Annotated in this window: 18 protein-coding genes; 5 read left to right on the top strand and 13 right to left on the bottom strand. The window is 65.8% G+C overall.

Annotated features, from left to right (window positions below; all coding sequences use genetic code 11):
• Positions 1-38: 38 nt before the first annotated feature.
• Positions 39-323 (bottom strand): CBS domain-containing protein, encoded by a 285-nt coding sequence (locus tag ACQPZ2_RS12485; protein WP_433525671.1) that lies wholly within the window; start codon positions 321-323, stop codon positions 39-41.
• A 263-nt stretch (positions 324-586) separates the two neighbouring features.
• Here ACQPZ2_RS12485 and ACQPZ2_RS12480 point away from each other — a divergent pair, with 263 nt between their 5' ends.
• On the top strand, positions 587-898 hold the full coding sequence (locus tag ACQPZ2_RS12480; protein ID WP_433525670.1) for a hypothetical protein: 312 nt from the start codon (positions 587-589) through the stop codon (positions 896-898).
• A 17-nt stretch (positions 899-915) separates the two neighbouring features.
• Here ACQPZ2_RS12480 and rlmN read toward each other — a convergent pair whose 3' ends face one another.
• Positions 916-2025 (bottom strand): 23S rRNA (adenine(2503)-C(2))-methyltransferase RlmN, encoded by a 1110-nt coding sequence (rlmN, locus tag ACQPZ2_RS12475; RefSeq protein WP_433525669.1) that lies wholly within the window; start codon positions 2023-2025, stop codon positions 916-918.
• A 180-nt stretch (positions 2026-2205) separates the two neighbouring features.
• Here rlmN and ACQPZ2_RS12470 point away from each other — a divergent pair, with 180 nt between their 5' ends.
• Positions 2206-2544, top strand: a complete 339-nt coding sequence (locus ACQPZ2_RS12470) for a LapA family protein (protein WP_063045823.1) — start codon at positions 2206-2208, stop codon at positions 2542-2544.
• Here ACQPZ2_RS12470 and ACQPZ2_RS12465 read toward each other — a convergent pair.
• The 5 genes from ACQPZ2_RS12465 to rpsB form a co-directional block, all read right to left on the bottom strand.
• Positions 2541-3407 (bottom strand): phosphatidate cytidylyltransferase, encoded by an 867-nt coding sequence (locus tag ACQPZ2_RS12465; protein WP_433527402.1) that lies wholly within the window; start codon positions 3405-3407, stop codon positions 2541-2543. The genes ACQPZ2_RS12470 and ACQPZ2_RS12465 overlap by 4 nt on opposite strands.
• A gap of 503 nt (positions 3408-3910) precedes the next feature.
• Positions 3911-4468: a ribosome recycling factor gene (gene frr / locus ACQPZ2_RS12460; RefSeq protein WP_040693344.1), complete on the bottom strand. Its 558-nt coding sequence runs from the start codon at positions 4466-4468 to the stop codon at positions 3911-3913.
• Positions 4469-4517: 49 nt separating this feature from the next.
• Entirely contained in the window at positions 4518-5246 is a 729-nt protein-coding gene (pyrH, locus tag ACQPZ2_RS12455) for a UMP kinase (RefSeq protein ID WP_063045820.1), read from the bottom strand.
• Between the two features lie 248 nt (positions 5247-5494).
• Positions 5495-6319, bottom strand: coding sequence for a translation elongation factor Ts (gene tsf / locus ACQPZ2_RS12450; RefSeq protein ID WP_387289078.1), 825 nt, complete (start codon positions 6317-6319; stop codon positions 5495-5497).
• Between the two features lie 102 nt (positions 6320-6421).
• A complete protein-coding gene (gene rpsB, locus ACQPZ2_RS12445; protein WP_063045818.1) occupies positions 6422-7255 on the bottom strand; it encodes a 30S ribosomal protein S2 in 834 nt (277 codons plus the stop codon).
• 365 nt (positions 7256-7620) lie between these two features.
• Between rpsB and ACQPZ2_RS12440 the strand changes: the two genes are divergently transcribed.
• The 3 genes from ACQPZ2_RS12440 (at position 7621) to ACQPZ2_RS12430 (ending at position 9594) form a co-directional block, all read left to right on the top strand.
• Positions 7621-8454: a hypothetical protein gene (locus tag ACQPZ2_RS12440; protein ID WP_433525668.1), complete on the top strand. Its 834-nt coding sequence runs from the start codon at positions 7621-7623 to the stop codon at positions 8452-8454.
• A 6-nt stretch (positions 8455-8460) separates the two neighbouring features.
• On the top strand, positions 8461-9006 hold the full coding sequence (locus tag ACQPZ2_RS12435; RefSeq protein WP_433525667.1) for a M23 family metallopeptidase: 546 nt from the start codon (positions 8461-8463) through the stop codon (positions 9004-9006).
• A 69-nt stretch (positions 9007-9075) separates the two neighbouring features.
• On the top strand, positions 9076-9594 hold the full coding sequence (locus ACQPZ2_RS12430; RefSeq protein WP_433525666.1) for a DUF1990 family protein: 519 nt from the start codon (positions 9076-9078) through the stop codon (positions 9592-9594).
• A gap of 172 nt (positions 9595-9766) precedes the next feature.
• Here the strand turns inward: ACQPZ2_RS12430 and ACQPZ2_RS12425 are convergent, their stop codons facing one another.
• The 6 genes from ACQPZ2_RS12425 to ACQPZ2_RS12400 form a co-directional block, all read right to left on the bottom strand.
• Entirely contained in the window at positions 9767-10132 is a 366-nt protein-coding gene (locus ACQPZ2_RS12425) for a hypothetical protein (RefSeq protein WP_433525665.1), read from the bottom strand.
• 69 nt (positions 10133-10201) lie between these two features.
• The gene (locus tag ACQPZ2_RS12420; protein WP_433525664.1) at positions 10202-12100 is read right to left on the bottom strand and encodes an alkyl/aryl-sulfatase; all 1899 of its coding nucleotides are present in this window, start codon (positions 12098-12100) and stop codon (positions 10202-10204) included.
• Positions 12101-12148: 48 nt separating this feature from the next.
• Positions 12149-12457, bottom strand: coding sequence for a DUF202 domain-containing protein (locus ACQPZ2_RS12415; RefSeq protein ID WP_433525663.1), 309 nt, complete (start codon positions 12455-12457; stop codon positions 12149-12151).
• Positions 12454-12819, bottom strand: coding sequence for a YidH family protein (locus ACQPZ2_RS12410; protein ID WP_040693247.1), 366 nt, complete (start codon positions 12817-12819; stop codon positions 12454-12456). Before ACQPZ2_RS12410 ends, ACQPZ2_RS12415 begins: the two co-directional genes overlap by 4 nt.
• 162 nt (positions 12820-12981) lie before the next feature.
• Positions 12982-13710 carry an acetoacetate decarboxylase family protein gene (locus ACQPZ2_RS12405; protein ID WP_433525662.1) on the bottom strand — a complete coding sequence of 243 codons (729 nt, stop codon included), beginning with the start codon at positions 13708-13710 and terminating at the stop codon, positions 12982-12984.
• A gap of 267 nt (positions 13711-13977) precedes the next feature.
• Positions 13978-14898 (bottom strand): tyrosine recombinase XerC, encoded by a 921-nt coding sequence (locus ACQPZ2_RS12400; protein WP_433525661.1) that lies wholly within the window; start codon positions 14896-14898, stop codon positions 13978-13980.
• Between the last annotated feature and the right edge of the window lie 6 nt (positions 14899-14904).

The following is a 14904-nucleotide window of genomic DNA, read 5'->3' as shown; positions in this document are numbered from 1 at the left end:
CTCAGGGCAGCGCGGACGAGAAGGTTCGAAGGTCGCGGTCAGTCCGTCGACACCGCCTCCACCACGCCGCCGGTATCGGCATTGCCGAGCGCGACGGCCACATCGGCCTGCGCCACAATGCCGACCAACTGGTCACCGTCGAGCACCTGCACCCGGCGGATCTGATGCACCGCCATCACATTGAGCACCTCGTCGGCATCGGTGCCCACCTGCACCGTAATCGGTGTGCCCTCGGCCAGTTCCCCCGCCTTGACGCCGATCGTGTCCTTGTTCTCGGCAAGCACCTTCACGACGATGTCGCGGTCGGTCAGTATGCCCTTCAACCGATTGTCCTCACCGCATATCGGCAGCGCCAATGCTCAGCTGTTTCATCAGCTTCGCGACCTCGACCACCGAATCGCTGGATCGCACGCACTGCACGCCTTCGGTCATGAGTTCCCGCGCGGTTGCCATGGTTGCCCTCCTGTTCGTCGCAAGCAGATTCGGGTTCGCGGTACCCGACGTGATCGCCGATACACCCTGATTGATCCGGAACATGTCGGGTATCCGCTCGAACGAGACGATCCATCCGAAGGGAGAGGACGCGATGTTTCCTGGACCCGACGCATCCGATCGGCTGCGTTCCGACTTCCCGGACCACGCACGCAACACCAGAAATCACGCGGGCGAAATGATCGCCGACACCCACAACTGGCCCGGCGTCATCCTGGTGCTGCTGGGCGTAGTCGGCGCCGCCCTGACGCTCACCGCGGCGGGCTACGGATTCGCGGGCTGGGCCGTCGTGGCCGGTATCGCCACTGCTCTGTGCCTGATCTGCGGCGGCGGACTCATCCTCGCCGAACACCGCCGCGTCAAGGCCGACGAAGGCCGCGAACTCCTCGAGCCGGGCGGCCACTGACGCGAAAAGGGGGCAGCCTAGCCCTCTGCGGCCAACTGCCCGCAGGCCGCGGCAATTTCCTGGCCCCGCGTATCGCGCACCGTGCACGGAACGCCCTGCGCGTTGACGCGCCGAACGAATTCCTGCTCAACAGGTTTCGGGCTGGCATCCCACTTGCTGCCCGGCGTCGGGTTCAGCGGGATGACGTTCACATGCACGCGGGAGCCAAGCGCCTTGTGCAGTTTCGCGCCGAGCATATCGGCGCGCCACGGCTGGTCGTTGATATCGCGGATCAGCGCGTATTCGATGGAAACCCGGCGCCCGCTCTTATCGGCGTAGTAGCGGGCGGCGTCGAGGACCTCGGCGACCGGCCAGCGGTTGTTCACCGGCACCAGGGTGTCGCGCAGTTCGTCATCGGGTGTGTGCAGCGACACCGCGAGGGTCACCGAGAGGTCCTCGTCGGCGAGCTTGCGGATCGCCGGAGCCAAGCCGACGGTGGAAACCACCACATTGCGCTGAGAGATACCGAAGCCGTCGGGCGCGGGTGAGGTGATGCGACGAACCGCGGCGACCACCCGCTTGTAATTCGCCAGCGGCTCCCCCATGCCCATGAAGACGATATTGGACAGGCGGCCCGGACCACCCGAGACCTCGCCATCACGCATGGCAGCGGCTGCGGCGCGGACCTGGTCGACGATTTCGGCGGTGGAGAGATTGCGGTTGAGGCCGCCCTGACCGGTGGCACAGAACGGGCACGCCATACCGCAGCCGGCCTGGCTGGAAATGCAGAGGGTGGCGCGATCGGGATAGCGCATCAACACGCTCTCCAGCAAGGTGCCATCGCCCGCACGCCACAAGGTCTTTCGCGTCTCGCCGCCATCGCACGCGACATGTTTGACCACCGACATCAGCGGCGGAAACAGCGCCGCGCCGACCTTTTCGCGCACGGTGGCGGGCAGATCGGTCATCAGCTCCGGATCGGCCTGCAGGCGGCCGTAGTACTGGCGCGCGATCTGGTCGGCGCGGAACTTCGGCAGACCGAGCTGCTCGACCGCGGCCTTGCGCCCGTCGGCATCGAGGTCGGCGAGGTGCCGTGGCGGCATGCCACGGCGCGGAGCATCGAAGACGAGGGGCAGGGAGACGGTCATAGTCCCTCCAGTGTCCCATCTCGCGTGTGCGGCCCGGACCGAAGGTGACCATCACGACGCCCGACGCGACGAACGTCACGTTCGATCGGGCCGGTGAGCAGCTCTGCTTCGACATCACGACATGCCGGTCACCGGACAGAAATGCGTGCACCGACGATAGCGATCGGCAATGATCGAAGGATGACCAGTCACGCCGAGTCGTCCGAGCCGGAGCGCACCGAAGATGCCGCACCTGCGTCGACCGGCCGTGAGACGGTGGAGCCGACCGGCCGCAAGTCGGTGATGAAGTCCCGGACCGGCGACACCTGGGTCGCCCTGGTCGCCGCGACGCTGATCGGGATCGTGCTGCTGATCTTCATCCTGCAGAACCTGGAACAGCAGCGAGTGGATCTGTTCTTCTGGAGCTTCTCCATGCCGGTCGGCATCATGGTGCTGCTGTCCGTGATCGCCGGTGCGCTGGTGATGGCGTTGGTCGGCGGGGTGCGGATCATTCAGCTCCGCCGCGCTGCGAAGCGCTAGAGCAAGCTGCTGAGCACCAGCCACGACACGAAGGCCGAGGGCAGCATCGAATCGAGGCGGTCCATGATGCCGCCGTGGCCGGGCAGCAGGGTGCCCATATCCTTGATGCCCAGTTCCCGCTTGACCTGGGATTCGATGAGATCACCGACGGTCGCGACCAGTACCAGGCCGACGCCGAGCACCACGCCGATCATCGAGTTGGCTTCCAGCAGCAGGGTCACCGTCAGCAGACCGCCGATCACGCTGAACACCAGCGAACCGCAGAAGCCCTCCCAGGACTTCTTCGGGCTGATCGCGGGCACCATCGGATGCCGCCCGAACAGCACACCCGCGACGTAACCGCCGACATCGGAGCAGACCACCAGGATCATGAAGGTCAGCACCCGCAGATTGCCGTCGGGCTCGAGCAGCAGCAGCGTCGCGAACGAGGCGAGCAGCGGGATCCAGGCCAGGGTGAAGATCGTGATCGCGGTGTCGCGCAAGAAGTTTCGCGGCGCGGTCTGCAAGCCGTGATCGAAAAGGCGCCACACCATGCAGACCAGCGTGGTCGTGGCGAAGGCGCCCGCCACGCCGCTGGCGCCCCACGGCCAGCCGAGCCAGAACACCGCCTGACCGCCGACGATGAGCGGGATCCGCGGGACGAGGACATCCGCCTCCCGCAGCCGCTTGGCGACCTCCCAGGTCGCGACGCCGACTCCGGCTGCCGCAACGCCGATGAATACCTTCGGCACGAACAGCAGGATCGCGATGAGCGAGAGCCCGAGACCGAAGCCGACGGCCAAGGCGGCTGGGAGATTGCGACCGGCGCGCGAGGCGGGAGCTGCGGGTTCGTCCGAGTTCTGTTGCTGGGCTACGGGATTCACCGGCTCGGCGGCGGAGTATTCGGGGGTCGCGGAACCATCGTTTTCGGGTCCGGGCGTCGCCGGTCCCCAGGTCGAAGGCTCATCGGTCGCAGGTCCCGGAGTCGCGGGTTCATCAGTCGCGGGGCCATCGGTCGGCGAGCCGGATGCTGCGGGGCCGACTGTCGCGACACCATCGGTCGCGGGTCCGGATGTCGCCGGACCCGAGGGTGCGACGGTCGCATCCCCCGGAGTCGCGGACCGACCGGTCGAGGCCTCCACCGAGGATCCCCGACGTTCGGCCTCGGACGTCGCGGAGTCGGTGTGCACGGGTTCGGGAGGTGCGGCTTCGGGAATCGCGGCATCGACCGCGCGCCCGTCCGTCGCATCAACAGTGCCGTTGGCCGGCCTCGGCTCCTCGGCCGCACCGGTCGCGGCGGCGTTCTCGGCCACGATTGTCCCGTCGCTCAACTCGTCGTTCCGTTCGTCCCCCGCCCGGGCGGGCCCGAAAGATCCGGCCTCGGACCTCAGACCTCGAGCAGTTCAGCTTCCTTGTGCTTGACCAGTTCATCGACCTGGCCGACATATTTCGCGGTGGTCTTGTCGAGCTCCTTCTCGGCGCGCCCGACCTCGTCCTCACCCGCCTCGCCATCCTTCTGGATCCGCGACAGTTCGTCCATGGCCTTGCGGCGGACATTCCGAATCGAGACCTTGGCGTCCTCGCCCTTGCCCTTGGCCTGCTTGGCCAGTTCACGGCGCCGCTCCTCGGTGAGCTGCGGGACCGAGATCCGAATGATGTCACCGTTGTTGGTTGGGTTGACACCGAGATCCGAATTGCGGATCGCGGTTTCGATCGCGCCGAGCGTCGACTGCTCGTACGGCTTGATCACCACCATCCGCGGCTCGGGCACGGTAATGCTCGATACCTGGGTAATCGGGGTCGGCGAACCGTAGTAGTCGATGACGATCCGTTGGAACATGCCCGGATTCGCCCGACCGGTACGGATGGACCCGAGGTCGTCCTTCGCCACCGAGACGGCCTTCTCCATCTTCTCCTCGGCGTCGAAGAGCGCTTCTTCAATCACGACCGTTTCCTCCACAGCGTCGTCATCGTCATGATCCGCGGGCGCGGGGTCAGGACCGAACCAATGTGCCGATCTTCTCACCGGCGACCGCACGGGCGATATTGCCCTTCGTCAACAAATTGAACACCAGGATGGGCATCTGGTTGTCCATACACAGGCTGAAGGCCGTCGCGTCGGCGACCTTCAGGTCACGCTCGATGACCTCTTTATGCGTGATCTCGGTGTACATGGTCGCGCTCTGGTCGACCCGGGGATCCGCGGTGAAGACCCCATCGACGGCCTTGGCCATCAGCACCACGTCGGCGCCGATCTCCAGCGCGCGCTGGGCGGCGGTGGTGTCGGTGGAGAAGTAGGGCATGCCCATGCCCGCGCCGAAAATGACAACGCGGCCCTTTTCCAGGTGCCGCTTGGCGCGCAGCGGCAGATAGGGCTCGGCGACCTGCCCCATGGTGATCGCGGTCTGCACCCGGGTGTCGATGCCCTGCTGCTGCAAAAAGTCTTGCAGCGCAAGGCTGTTCATCACGGTGCCGAGCATGCCCATATAGTCCGAGCGGGCGCGTTCCATACCGCGCTCCTCGAGTTCGGCGCCGCGGAAGAAGTTGCCGCCGCCGATCACCACGGCGACCTGAACACCGCTGGAGACCACCTCGGCGATCTGCTCGGCGACCGTCTGCACCACATCGGGGTCGAGCCCGACCTTGCCGCCGCCGAACATCTCCCCGCCCAATTTGAGGAGCACCCGGCGATATCCTGGGCGGTCGGTCCCGGGGTCCGTCATGGGTGTTCGTCTCCTTCGGCGATAGATTTCGGTCTGTCGACACAGCACGTGGGCCGGATGGCAACGCGGAGGCTCAATACGGAGCGCCCTTATCCTGCCCTACTCGGATTCGATGTGGGTAGAAGACCCCCTCGGACGCAACGAACTCGCCCGGTCAGGCTCGGGAATTGCGGATGAACGGCCGGCGTCCGGACAGCCGAAACCCCTCGTACACCGTATCCGGAGCACGAGGGGTTTCGCGGGCGTTATCAGGCCTGGCCGACCTCGAAGCGGGCGAAGCGGGTCACGGTGACACCGGCCTCGTCCAGCAGCGCCTTGACGGTCTTCTTCGAATCGGTGACCGACGCCTGCTCCAGCAGGACGACGTCCTTGAAGAAGCCGTTGACGCGGCCCTCGGTGATCTTCGGCAGCGCGGCCTCGGGCTTGCCCTCTTCCTTGGCGGTCTGCTCGGCGATGCGGCGCTCGTTCTCCACCACGTCGGCCGGCACATCCTCGCGGGTCAGGTATTTGGCCTTGAGCGCGGCGACCTGCATGCCGACCGCACGCGCGGCGTCGGCAGCGGCGTCACCCTCGCCCTGGTACTCGACCAGCACGCCGACGGCGGGCGGCAGGTCGGTGGCACGCTTGTGCAGGTAGACGGCGACCGGGCCGTCGAAGGCGACGACACGACGCAGCTCGAGCTTCTCGCCGATCTTGGCGGCGAGCGCCTGCAGCGCCTCCTCGACGGTCTGACCGTCCAGCTTCAGCGCCTTCAGCGTGTCCAGGTCGGCGGGCTTGGCAGCCGCGGCGGCGGTCACGATCTTGTCGGCGAGGCCCTGGAACTCGTCGTTCTTGGCGACGAAGTCGGTCTCGGAGTTGATCTCGATCAGCACGCCGTCCTTGGCGACGACCAGACCCTCGGCGGTGGCGCGCTCGGCGCGCTTGCCGACATCCTTGGCACCCTTGATGCGCAGCACCTCGACGGCCTTGTCGAAATCGCCGTCGGTCTCGACCAGCGCGTTCTTGCAGTCCATCATCCCGGAGCCGGTGAGCTCCCGCAGCCGCTTCACGTCAGCGGCGGTGTATGTCGCCATGGGTGGCGATCCTCCTGTGTGTTGTTTCGGGTGGTAACACCACCTTGCCGACCGCTCCTATGCAGGAGAGGTCGGCAAGGTGAACAGACGCTGTCGCGACGATCAGGCGTCGGCCGGGGTGGCGGGGGCCTCGGCGGCAGCCTCGGCCTCGGTCGCGGCGGGGGCGGCCTGCGCGAGCAGCTCCTGCTCCCACTCGGCGAGCGGCTCGCCCGCACCGGCTTCCGGCTTCTCGTCACCGGAGGAGATACCGGCCCGCGCCTGCACGCCCTCGGCCACCGCGGAGGCGACGACCTTGGTCAGCAGAGCGGCGGAACGGATCGCGTCGTCGTTACCCGGGATCGGGTAGTCGACCAGGTCGGGATCGCAGTTGGTGTCCAGGATCGCGATGACCGGGATGTTCAGCTTGCGCGCCTCGCCGACGGCGATGTGCTCCTTGTTGGTGTCGACGACCCAGATGGCCGAGGGCACCTTGGCCATATCGCGGATACCGCCGAGGGTGCGCTCCAGCTTGTTCATCTCACGCGTGAGCATGAGGATTTCCTTCTTGGTGCGACCCTCGAAGCCACCGGTCTGCTCCATCGCCTCGAGCTCCTTGAGGCGCTGCAGGCGCTTGTGCACGGTGGAGAAGTTGGTGAGCATGCCACCCAGCCAACGCTGGTTGACGTAGGGCATCCCGACGCGAGTCGCCTCGGCCGCGATCGACTCCTGGGCCTGCTTCTTGGTGCCGACGAAGAGAACGGTGCCACCGTGGGCGACGGTCTCCTTGACGAACTCGTAGGCCTTGTCGATGTAGGTCAGCGTCTGCTGCAGGTCGATGATGTAGATGCCGTTGCGGTCGGTGAAGATGAACCGCTTCATCTTCGGGTTCCAGCGCCGAGTCTGGTGTCCGAAGTGTGCGCCGCTGTCGAGCAGCTGCTTCATTGTTACGACAGCCATGGTGCCGTATCTCTCTTTCGTTGCCGGTTGTCGCGGCGAATCGGTGATCCGCCGCCCTGGCGCCTCCGAATCATCGGACCCGATCGCGAGGATCAGGACCAGCCGATGATTCCCTGCTTCGCATGCGCTGCCGGTTCACGAAGTCGAGCTCCGGTTCGAACAGCGCCGTTACGAACAAGCACGGGGTGGCGCGCGAAGTCGGTCCGTGCAGGCACAGACCGCTCGACCAGTCTACGGGCTGAGGGGGCGAGTTCCTAAATCGCCCTGTCAAGGGTCGAAACGGGCCATCTCCACAACCGAGCAAGTTGTCCACACTCACCGAAGCGAGGGTACTGCGGGTCCCGTATGCGGCCGACGCTTGAAACATGAATCGCATAGCTATCTCGATGACCATGCTCATCCCACCGCTGTTCCTGCTGTCACTGGCTCTGGCACAGCCGGTTTCGGCAGCACCACCCAATGGCGGGGCTCCGGTAGCGCTGCCTTGGGGATCCGCGGCAACCGCTGCGCCGGATGGCGGTTTCCCTGGATCGGAAGTCGTGTTCGGGGAGTGCACGGGTTCGGCCTGTTCGGCGGGTGGCGGGTCGTCGCGGATGCCGGATCCGCTTCGTGCTGCGCCGCTCGTTGTGAATATCGCGCCTGGCGTGCTGGATGCGCGAGTCGCGCCGGATGCACCCCACGTGAACATCGCGCTCGGCGCAGCCCGCGTGAATATCGCACCAGGTGCGTGGGGCGCATATGTCGCGCCTGACGCACTGCACCTGGACATCGCGCCACATGCTGTTCACGTAAACGTCGCGCCGAATGCGCTCCGGGTGAATGTCGCGCCGGATGCATTGCGCGTGAACATCTCTTCCGACGGACTCCACGGAAATGTCGCCTCCGAGCCACTGGTGGACGTCGCGTCCGATGCACCGCGCGTGAACATCGCGCCGGACGCTCTCCGCGTCAATATGGCGCCCGACGCACTTCGCGTGGGCACTGCACCCAACATGCTCCGAGTGGACACTGCATCCGACCTGCGTTCGGCCGACGGGGCGCAGACACCGGCCTCTGAGGAGGGTGCGACGCCGCTCGCCGCCGACATTGCATGTGGGGCTGGCACCGGGTCGGCGAGCGCGTTGCCGCGGGTTTTCAGCGATCTGCTGTCGCGGCTGCTGGATCTCGTTCAGCGGGCTCCGCTCCCGCTGCCGCGCTGATCTCGGATGAAGCGCCTCAGCAGAATCGGCGGCCCACATGGGCGGCGGCTGATTTCGATTGTCCTCGGGGTCATCGCACTGCTGGGACTCGTTGCGGAGCAGTCGGTTTCGGCTGCTCCGCACGGGGAGTTCAGCTGGCCGCTGCAACCACGGCCTGCGGTCGAGCGGCAATTCGACAAACCGGCGCAGGACTGGCTACCCGGACATCGCGGGGTTGATCTGGCAGGTACGAATGGGCAGGCGGTCCTCGCGGCCGGAGACGGAATCGTGGTGTTCGCGGGAACGGTCGCAGGCAAACCCGTCGTCTCGATCGATCACCCCGGCGGGCTGCGAACCACGTACGAGCCGGTGCAAGCAGAGGTTTCGGTGGGCATGCGAGTGGGTCGCGGAACGCGAATCGGCGATTTGGAGGCGGGACACGTGGGTTGCGTGGCGGCGGCGTGCCTGCATTGGGGTGCGAGACGAGAAACAAGCGGTCACAGCCGACGTGAGTACATCGATCCGCTCGGACTACTGCACCCGACTCCCCTGCGACTGAAGCCGGTGACATGAATTCAGGGCCGAGCAGCAGCTTCGGAGGATGCCCTTCCGCAATGACGGGTTGGGCGCGAGGATCGGGTAATGGGATATGCGTTCGGAGATCCGCCGTTCACCTATGCCGAGGTCGGCGCGACGAGGGAGGTGCTGCCTGCGGGCTATCACCGGTTTCGGCTGCGCCGCCGCATCGGGTCCGGGCGGGCGCTGTTCGAGCGTGCGGGTGCGGAGATCCTGGCGTATCGAATGCAGAAGGGCACTGGCATCTTTCGGGAGGCCGACACACCGACCGCAGAGCCGGGGACGCGGCTGACCGTGCGGTTGGGCGCCGGTCCGGTCAGCATCACCGCACCGTGCCGGGTCGTCTACGTCCTCGACGAACCCGACCGGCGCGGCTTTGCATACGGCACGCTGCCCGGACATCCCGAGATCGGCGAGGAACTGTTCGCTGTCGAATACGACCCCACCGATGACGCCGTCTACGGCCTGGTCACCGCCTTCTCCCGCCCCGGGGCCTGGTACGTCCGGCTCGGCGGACCGGTGGTGCGAGCCATCCAACACATCATCGCCGGAAAGTACATCGACACACTCCCGACCTCCGCCTAGGATCCGCACAACGCCCAGGTCAGGCCACCGGATTCCGCTGCAGGGCAGCTGAATTCAGCGCACGTGTCCGGATGGCGACAACACCAAAAACCTGCGGCAATGATGTGCTCGACGGCCATCCAGGCGTCGCGTAACCAACTCGGCTCACGCAAGCGCACACGGCCTCGGGCACCTAGAGCTGCGCCTCGAGTGCGGCAGCTTCGGCGCGCAACAGGTCACTGTGATCGGAGCGTCCGAGGGTGTCGTATTCGACAGCCGCCTGCTGCCGGTCGGCGATTTCGGTGCGGACGATCTGTTCGATATCGGCCTCGGTGAGATCGCGTCGGCGAGCTTCGGCGGCGCCGAGTCCGACCGCGCTGTTCTCGACGGCTCCGGCCTTGATGTCCACCGTGTCGATGGCTTCGGCGTTATCGATGGCACCGAGCGCAGATCGCAGACCGGAGATCGCGCTGCGATCGCGGGTCTTCATCGCGGCGGACAGCGCAGTGCGGAGGCGCGCACGCAGAGGTACGGAGTTGTCGATGGATTCGGTGGACATGGTCGCCGACCGTACGCGCCGGGACCTCACGGGTCGAGCGATTTGGCCGAGCGGCCCGCAAGCGCTATCTCAGGGGGTGACGATGGCGAAGTCCGGATCCGGCGCGTCGATCACACCGACCACCGCGTTCAGCCCGCTGGGATCCCCGGCAATGGCGATATCGCCCGCGGCGACCAGTGCGCCGAGATTCTCCCCTGCCAACAAGGCTCGAATCAGGATCGACCTCGTCAAGGTGAAAGCGGCGTCCGGATCGGGTAAGTCGGCGCCGTCGGGCTTGTCGTAGTGGACCATCAGGCCGTTGCGCAGTTCGAGGCGGTAGGTGCGTTTTTCGTCGGTGATGTGCCAGTCGATCACCACGCGCAGATTCCACGCCTTCGGTCCATCGATGCGCAGCGCGATCGCATCGAAGATCTGCTCGATGGTCAGCGCGTCGAGCATCGTGGGCGCATTCGTCGTCGTCGGCGTGCCGAACGACCCGTTGCGCAGCTCATAGGCTCCACTGAGATAGAAGTTGCGCCAGGTGGCATTCTCCGCACCATAGCCGAGCTGCTCGAAGGTGTTGGCCTGCAACGTTTTCGCCGCCTCATTAGCCGGATCCGCAAAAACGGCATAGTTGACCACCTGCGCGACCCACCGGTAATCCCCTGCGTCATAAGCGGTTTGCGCCTTACGCAGCACCTCGTCGACACCACCCATGAATTCCACATGACGCCTGGCGGATTCGACCGGCGGATGCTCCCACAAATGCGCCGGATTGCCGTCGAACCACCCCATGTAGCGCTGGTAGATGGCCTTGACATTGTGGCTGACGGAACCGTAATACCCGTGCGTATGCCACGCGTCGGCGATGGCCGGTGGCAGCTCCAGCATCTCGGCGATCTCACCGCCCAGATAACCCTGATTGAGCCTGCGCACCGTCTGATCGTGCAGGTAGCCATACAGATCCCGTTGCAGCGATAGGTATTCCACCAGCCGCTCGGTACCCCAGGTCGGCCAGTGATGTGAGGCGAAGACCACGTCGGAATTGCGGGCGAACAGATTGATCGACTCGGTCAAATATTTGGCCCACACATGCGGGTCACGTACCAGCGCGCCACGCAGCGTCAGCAGGTTGTGCAGTGTGTGCGTTGCGTTCTCGGCCATACACAGCGCGCGCATGTCGGGGAAGTAGAAGTTCATCTCGGCGGGCGCCTCGGTGCCCGGGGTGAGCTGGAAGACGATCCGGATTCCGTCGACCGTTACTTCCTGACCGGTACCGGTGATGTCCACCGTCGGCGGAATCAAGGTGATCGTGCCCAGCGACGTGGTCTGTCCGAGTCCGGCCCCGACCTGCCCCTTCGGCCCCCGAGGCAGCGCGGCACCGTACATATAGGCAGACCGGCGCCCCATCGCAGTTCCCACATAGATGTTCTCGGCAACCGCGTGTTCGAGGAATCCGGCAGGTGCGAGTACCGGGCAGCGGCCCGCCGCAACATCGTCGACCGTCGTCACACCCATCGCACCGCCGAAATGGTCGGCGTGCGAATGGGTATAGATCAACCCGGTTACCGGCCGATCGCCTCGGTGCGCTCGATACAGCGCCAAGCCCGCCGCGGCGGTCTCCGCCGAAATCAGCGGATCGATCACGAGCACACCGGCGCTTCCCTCGATCAGCGTCATATTCGATAGATCGAGCCCACGGATCTGATAGATGCCCGCCGCGACCTCGTACAGCCCCTGCTTGACGACCAGCCCGGACTGCCGCCACAGGCTCGGATTGACCGACGCCGGGCAGGTTCCCTGCAGGAAGCCGTAGGAGTCGTTGTCCCACACCACCTTTCCATCCGATGCACGCACCTCTCCCGGCTCGAGTGCCGCGATGAACCCGCGGTCCGCATCCGCGAGATCGGCCGTGTCAGTGGGCAGTGCGGCCGCCGCTCGTTGCTGCTCGGCGACGATGAATTCGCTCGGCTCGGTCGCTGTGCTCATATCCGTCCTCCTGTGCTTGTCAGCCGAACATGTCCGGCCCGCAACGCATTAGGGCCGTGGATCCGTAAACCCGATCGCGGCCGCGACACATGCGACGGCCAGCACCGCCAGCATCGTCGCAGCAATGACTCGCCCGCCGTGACCGAAGCGCCCCTGATGCAAGGCGCGATTGCGCGAAAAAGACAGGGCCGCAACGGCTGCCATGGTGATCGCCGCTCCCGTCGGCGCGATGGCGACGGCGCGCCACCCGTTGGTCGCGGCATGATTGACGAAAAGCGCGGCGACGACCATCGCGGCAATGGCCGTACGCCGCCACGCCAATGCGGTGCGTTCGGCGGCCAGACTCTCGGCGGTCATCGCAACAACACCACCACGCAGGCAAATACCGACACGACGGCAATACCCCACGACAGAATCGGCACCATGATGGTGTCGGGTAGCGGTTCACCGTTGCGCATGGCTCGACCGACGCGCCGCCAATGTCCATACGCACCGACCGCGATGATCACGGCGAGCACGATGCAGCTCATCGCGAGCGTCCGGCGCAACCCCGACATCCGCACCGGCTGCACCAGCGTATGCACCGCGACACCACCCGCGAGCAGGCCGAGCGAGGTGCGCATCCAGGCCAGGAAGGTGCGTTCGTTGGCGAGGGTGAAGCGGTAATCGACCTCCTCCTCCCCCTCCTCGGATTCCTCGGCGGGGTTGGGGAGTGTCATGGCGCCTCGGCTCGGACTGCACCATGGTCGTCGTCGGAATTCACGGGCACCTCTCCATCGCTGGTCGGTTTACTGCCGCATGCGAACGCTCCGCTACGTCAGGTTAACGAGCGGCGTTGTCGACGTCTACGAAGATCACCATCGCGGATGCCGCACTCCCGGTCAGACGGGTGTGGCGTCCTGGAAGGTCATCGCGAGCCGATCGACGGTCGAGGCCATGAGTGCGCGCTTGGGTAAGCCGAGGGAGCGTAATTCGTCGGCCCAGGCATGCTCGCCGAGGGACAGTTCGGCGCCGCCGGGGCGAGCGCGCATGCCGGACGGTTCCATCTGCCACTGCGTGCAGCGGGTGACGCCGTCGATGTGGGAGTATGCGTCGAAGGAGGAGCCCTTGCGACGTTGCGGGACCGCGAGGCCGGGGCGGATGGCGAGATCGACGATCAGCTGCCCGTTCTGGTGCAAAACGCCGTGTCGCACGCTTGCATCGTGCTGCGCGTCGAAATCGGCAATTTCCTTGGGGAAGCCCCAGATGCCGCGGCCGGCGGCCAGGGTGAATTCGCCGTCGACCGGGAGACGATGAATGAAGACGCCCGCGCCGCCCGTGGACAGAGCACGCAGATCGCCGAGCGTACCGGCGGGCCCAGCAGTGTGGTGCCGGACCATGAACGAGACACCGAACTCGTTGTACGGCCCGAGGTCGCCATCGACGTAATCGACGAAAACGAGCGTGCACATGGCGCGACCACCCGGCAACCGAAGAATCTCCAGGCCGGAGTAGTCGACGAGCCGCTGCGCGGCCGCCGTCGGTACCGAGTAGGTCGCCATGAAGGCATGCGCGAGCCGAATCCGCACCGGCATCTGCACTTGCCTGCCCAGCACAGTATGCGAACTCATCGGCCCCACCCCGAGACAGCAATGCAGCATGCGTCGACCACCGAGTGGTCGACAAATCGTGCGGCGCCCACAAATCCTCCAAACTAGAACCCGTGTCAGAATAGTATTATTTCACGCTCATCACACCACTTTCATTAGCAAGAACACGTTTCAGAATTGCGGCTGAGTCGTTTGCTGGGCAGTTCGAACTCGCACACGGCTGGCCGCTGCGCAGGAGCGGGCCTCCCCCAACGCGCCGCAGATCCTCGGTCGCCGCTCTATAGGCCGTCAGGCTCGGGGGTGGGCTTGGTCGTGGACCTTTTTCAGGCGCTCGATGGAGACGTGGGTGTAGAGCTGGGTGGTCGCCATGCTGGCGTGGCCGAGGAGCTCTTGTACGACGCGCAGGTCCGCGCCGCCCTCGAGCAGATGGGTTGCGGCCGAATGCCGCAGGCCGTGCGGACCCATATCGGGTGCCCCCGGGATTGCCGAAACGACCTCGTGGACAACTGTTCTGGCCTGACGTTGGTCGAGCCGTTTGCCGCGACGGCCGAGCAACAGCGCACGGCCGGAATCGGCTGTCGCGAGGGCGGGACGGCCGTACTGCAGCCAATTCGCGATCGCCTCGTCGGCCGGAACTCCGAAGGGCACCGAGCGCTCCTTGTTGCCCTTACCGATGACGCGGACCAGCCGCCGTTCGCGATCGATATCGTCGAGATCCAGGCCGCACAACTCGCTCACCCGAATGCCGGTCGAGTACAGCAGCTCCACGATCAGCCGGTCTCGCAATGCCATCGGATCACGTTGCACCGCACCGGATTCCGCCGCATCCATAGCCGCGACAGCTTGCTGCGCACCGAGTACCGCAGGCAGTACCCGATGCGCCTTCGGCGACCCGAGCCGCAACCCCGGATCGATCGACAGCCGCCCGGTACCGGTCAACCACGCGGTGAACGTCCTCGCCGAAGACGCCCGCCGTGCCATGGTCGTCCGCGCCGCCCCACCGGCCGACTGCGCCGCCAACCACGACCGCAACAACGCCAAATCCAGTTCCCGCACCGCCGAATCCGCCGATCGCGCAACCAAATGCCCCAACAACGACCGCGCATCCCCCACATACGCCCGCGCCGTATGCACCGATCGATTCCGCCCGAGCCGCAAATGCCGCTCATACTCGGCCAGCAATGCCTCGAGATCCTCCGGCAACTCCATCCCCCC

Source organism: Nocardia pseudovaccinii (assembly GCF_050942345.1).
GTDB lineage: Bacteria > Actinomycetota > Actinomycetes > Mycobacteriales > Mycobacteriaceae > Nocardia > Nocardia pseudovaccinii.
This window is presented reverse-complemented; position numbering and strand designations above follow the sequence as displayed.

Coding starts and splice junctions, on each gene's coding strand:
- ACQPZ2_RS12470 (WP_063045823.1), top strand. CDS start 2,206: ATGACCAGTCACGCCGAGTCGTCCGAGCCGGAGCGCACCGAAGATGCC.
- ACQPZ2_RS12435 (WP_433525667.1), top strand. CDS start 8,461: ATGAAGCGCCTCAGCAGAATCGGCGGCCCACATGGGCGGCGGCTGATT.
- ACQPZ2_RS12430 (WP_433525666.1), top strand. CDS start 9,076: ATGGGATATGCGTTCGGAGATCCGCCGTTCACCTATGCCGAGGTCGGC.
- ACQPZ2_RS12425 (WP_433525665.1), bottom strand. CDS start 10,132: ATGTCCACCGAATCCATCGACAACTCCGTACCTCTGCGTGCGCGCCTC.
- rlmN (WP_433525669.1), bottom strand. CDS start 2,025: ATGACCGTCTCCCTGCCCCTCGTCTTCGATGCTCCGCGCCGTGGCATG.
- pyrH (WP_063045820.1), bottom strand. CDS start 5,246: ATGACGGACCCCGGGACCGACCGCCCAGGATATCGCCGGGTGCTCCTC.
- ACQPZ2_RS12440 (WP_433525668.1), top strand. CDS start 7,621: ATGAATCGCATAGCTATCTCGATGACCATGCTCATCCCACCGCTGTTC.
- ACQPZ2_RS12415 (WP_433525663.1), bottom strand. CDS start 12,457: ATGACCGCCGAGAGTCTGGCCGCCGAACGCACCGCATTGGCGTGGCGG.
- tsf (WP_387289078.1), bottom strand. CDS start 6,319: ATGGCGACATACACCGCCGCTGACGTGAAGCGGCTGCGGGAGCTCACC.
- ACQPZ2_RS12410 (WP_040693247.1), bottom strand. CDS start 12,819: ATGACACTCCCCAACCCCGCCGAGGAATCCGAGGAGGGGGAGGAGGAG.
- ACQPZ2_RS12405 (WP_433525662.1), bottom strand. CDS start 13,710: ATGAGTTCGCATACTGTGCTGGGCAGGCAAGTGCAGATGCCGGTGCGG.
- ACQPZ2_RS12480 (WP_433525670.1), top strand. CDS start 587: ATGTTTCCTGGACCCGACGCATCCGATCGGCTGCGTTCCGACTTCCCG.
- rpsB (WP_063045818.1), bottom strand. CDS start 7,255: ATGGCTGTCGTAACAATGAAGCAGCTGCTCGACAGCGGCGCACACTTC.
- ACQPZ2_RS12420 (WP_433525664.1), bottom strand. CDS start 12,100: ATGAGCACAGCGACCGAGCCGAGCGAATTCATCGTCGCCGAGCAGCAA.
- ACQPZ2_RS12400 (WP_433525661.1), bottom strand. CDS start 14,898: ATGGAGTTGCCGGAGGATCTCGAGGCATTGCTGGCCGAGTATGAGCGG.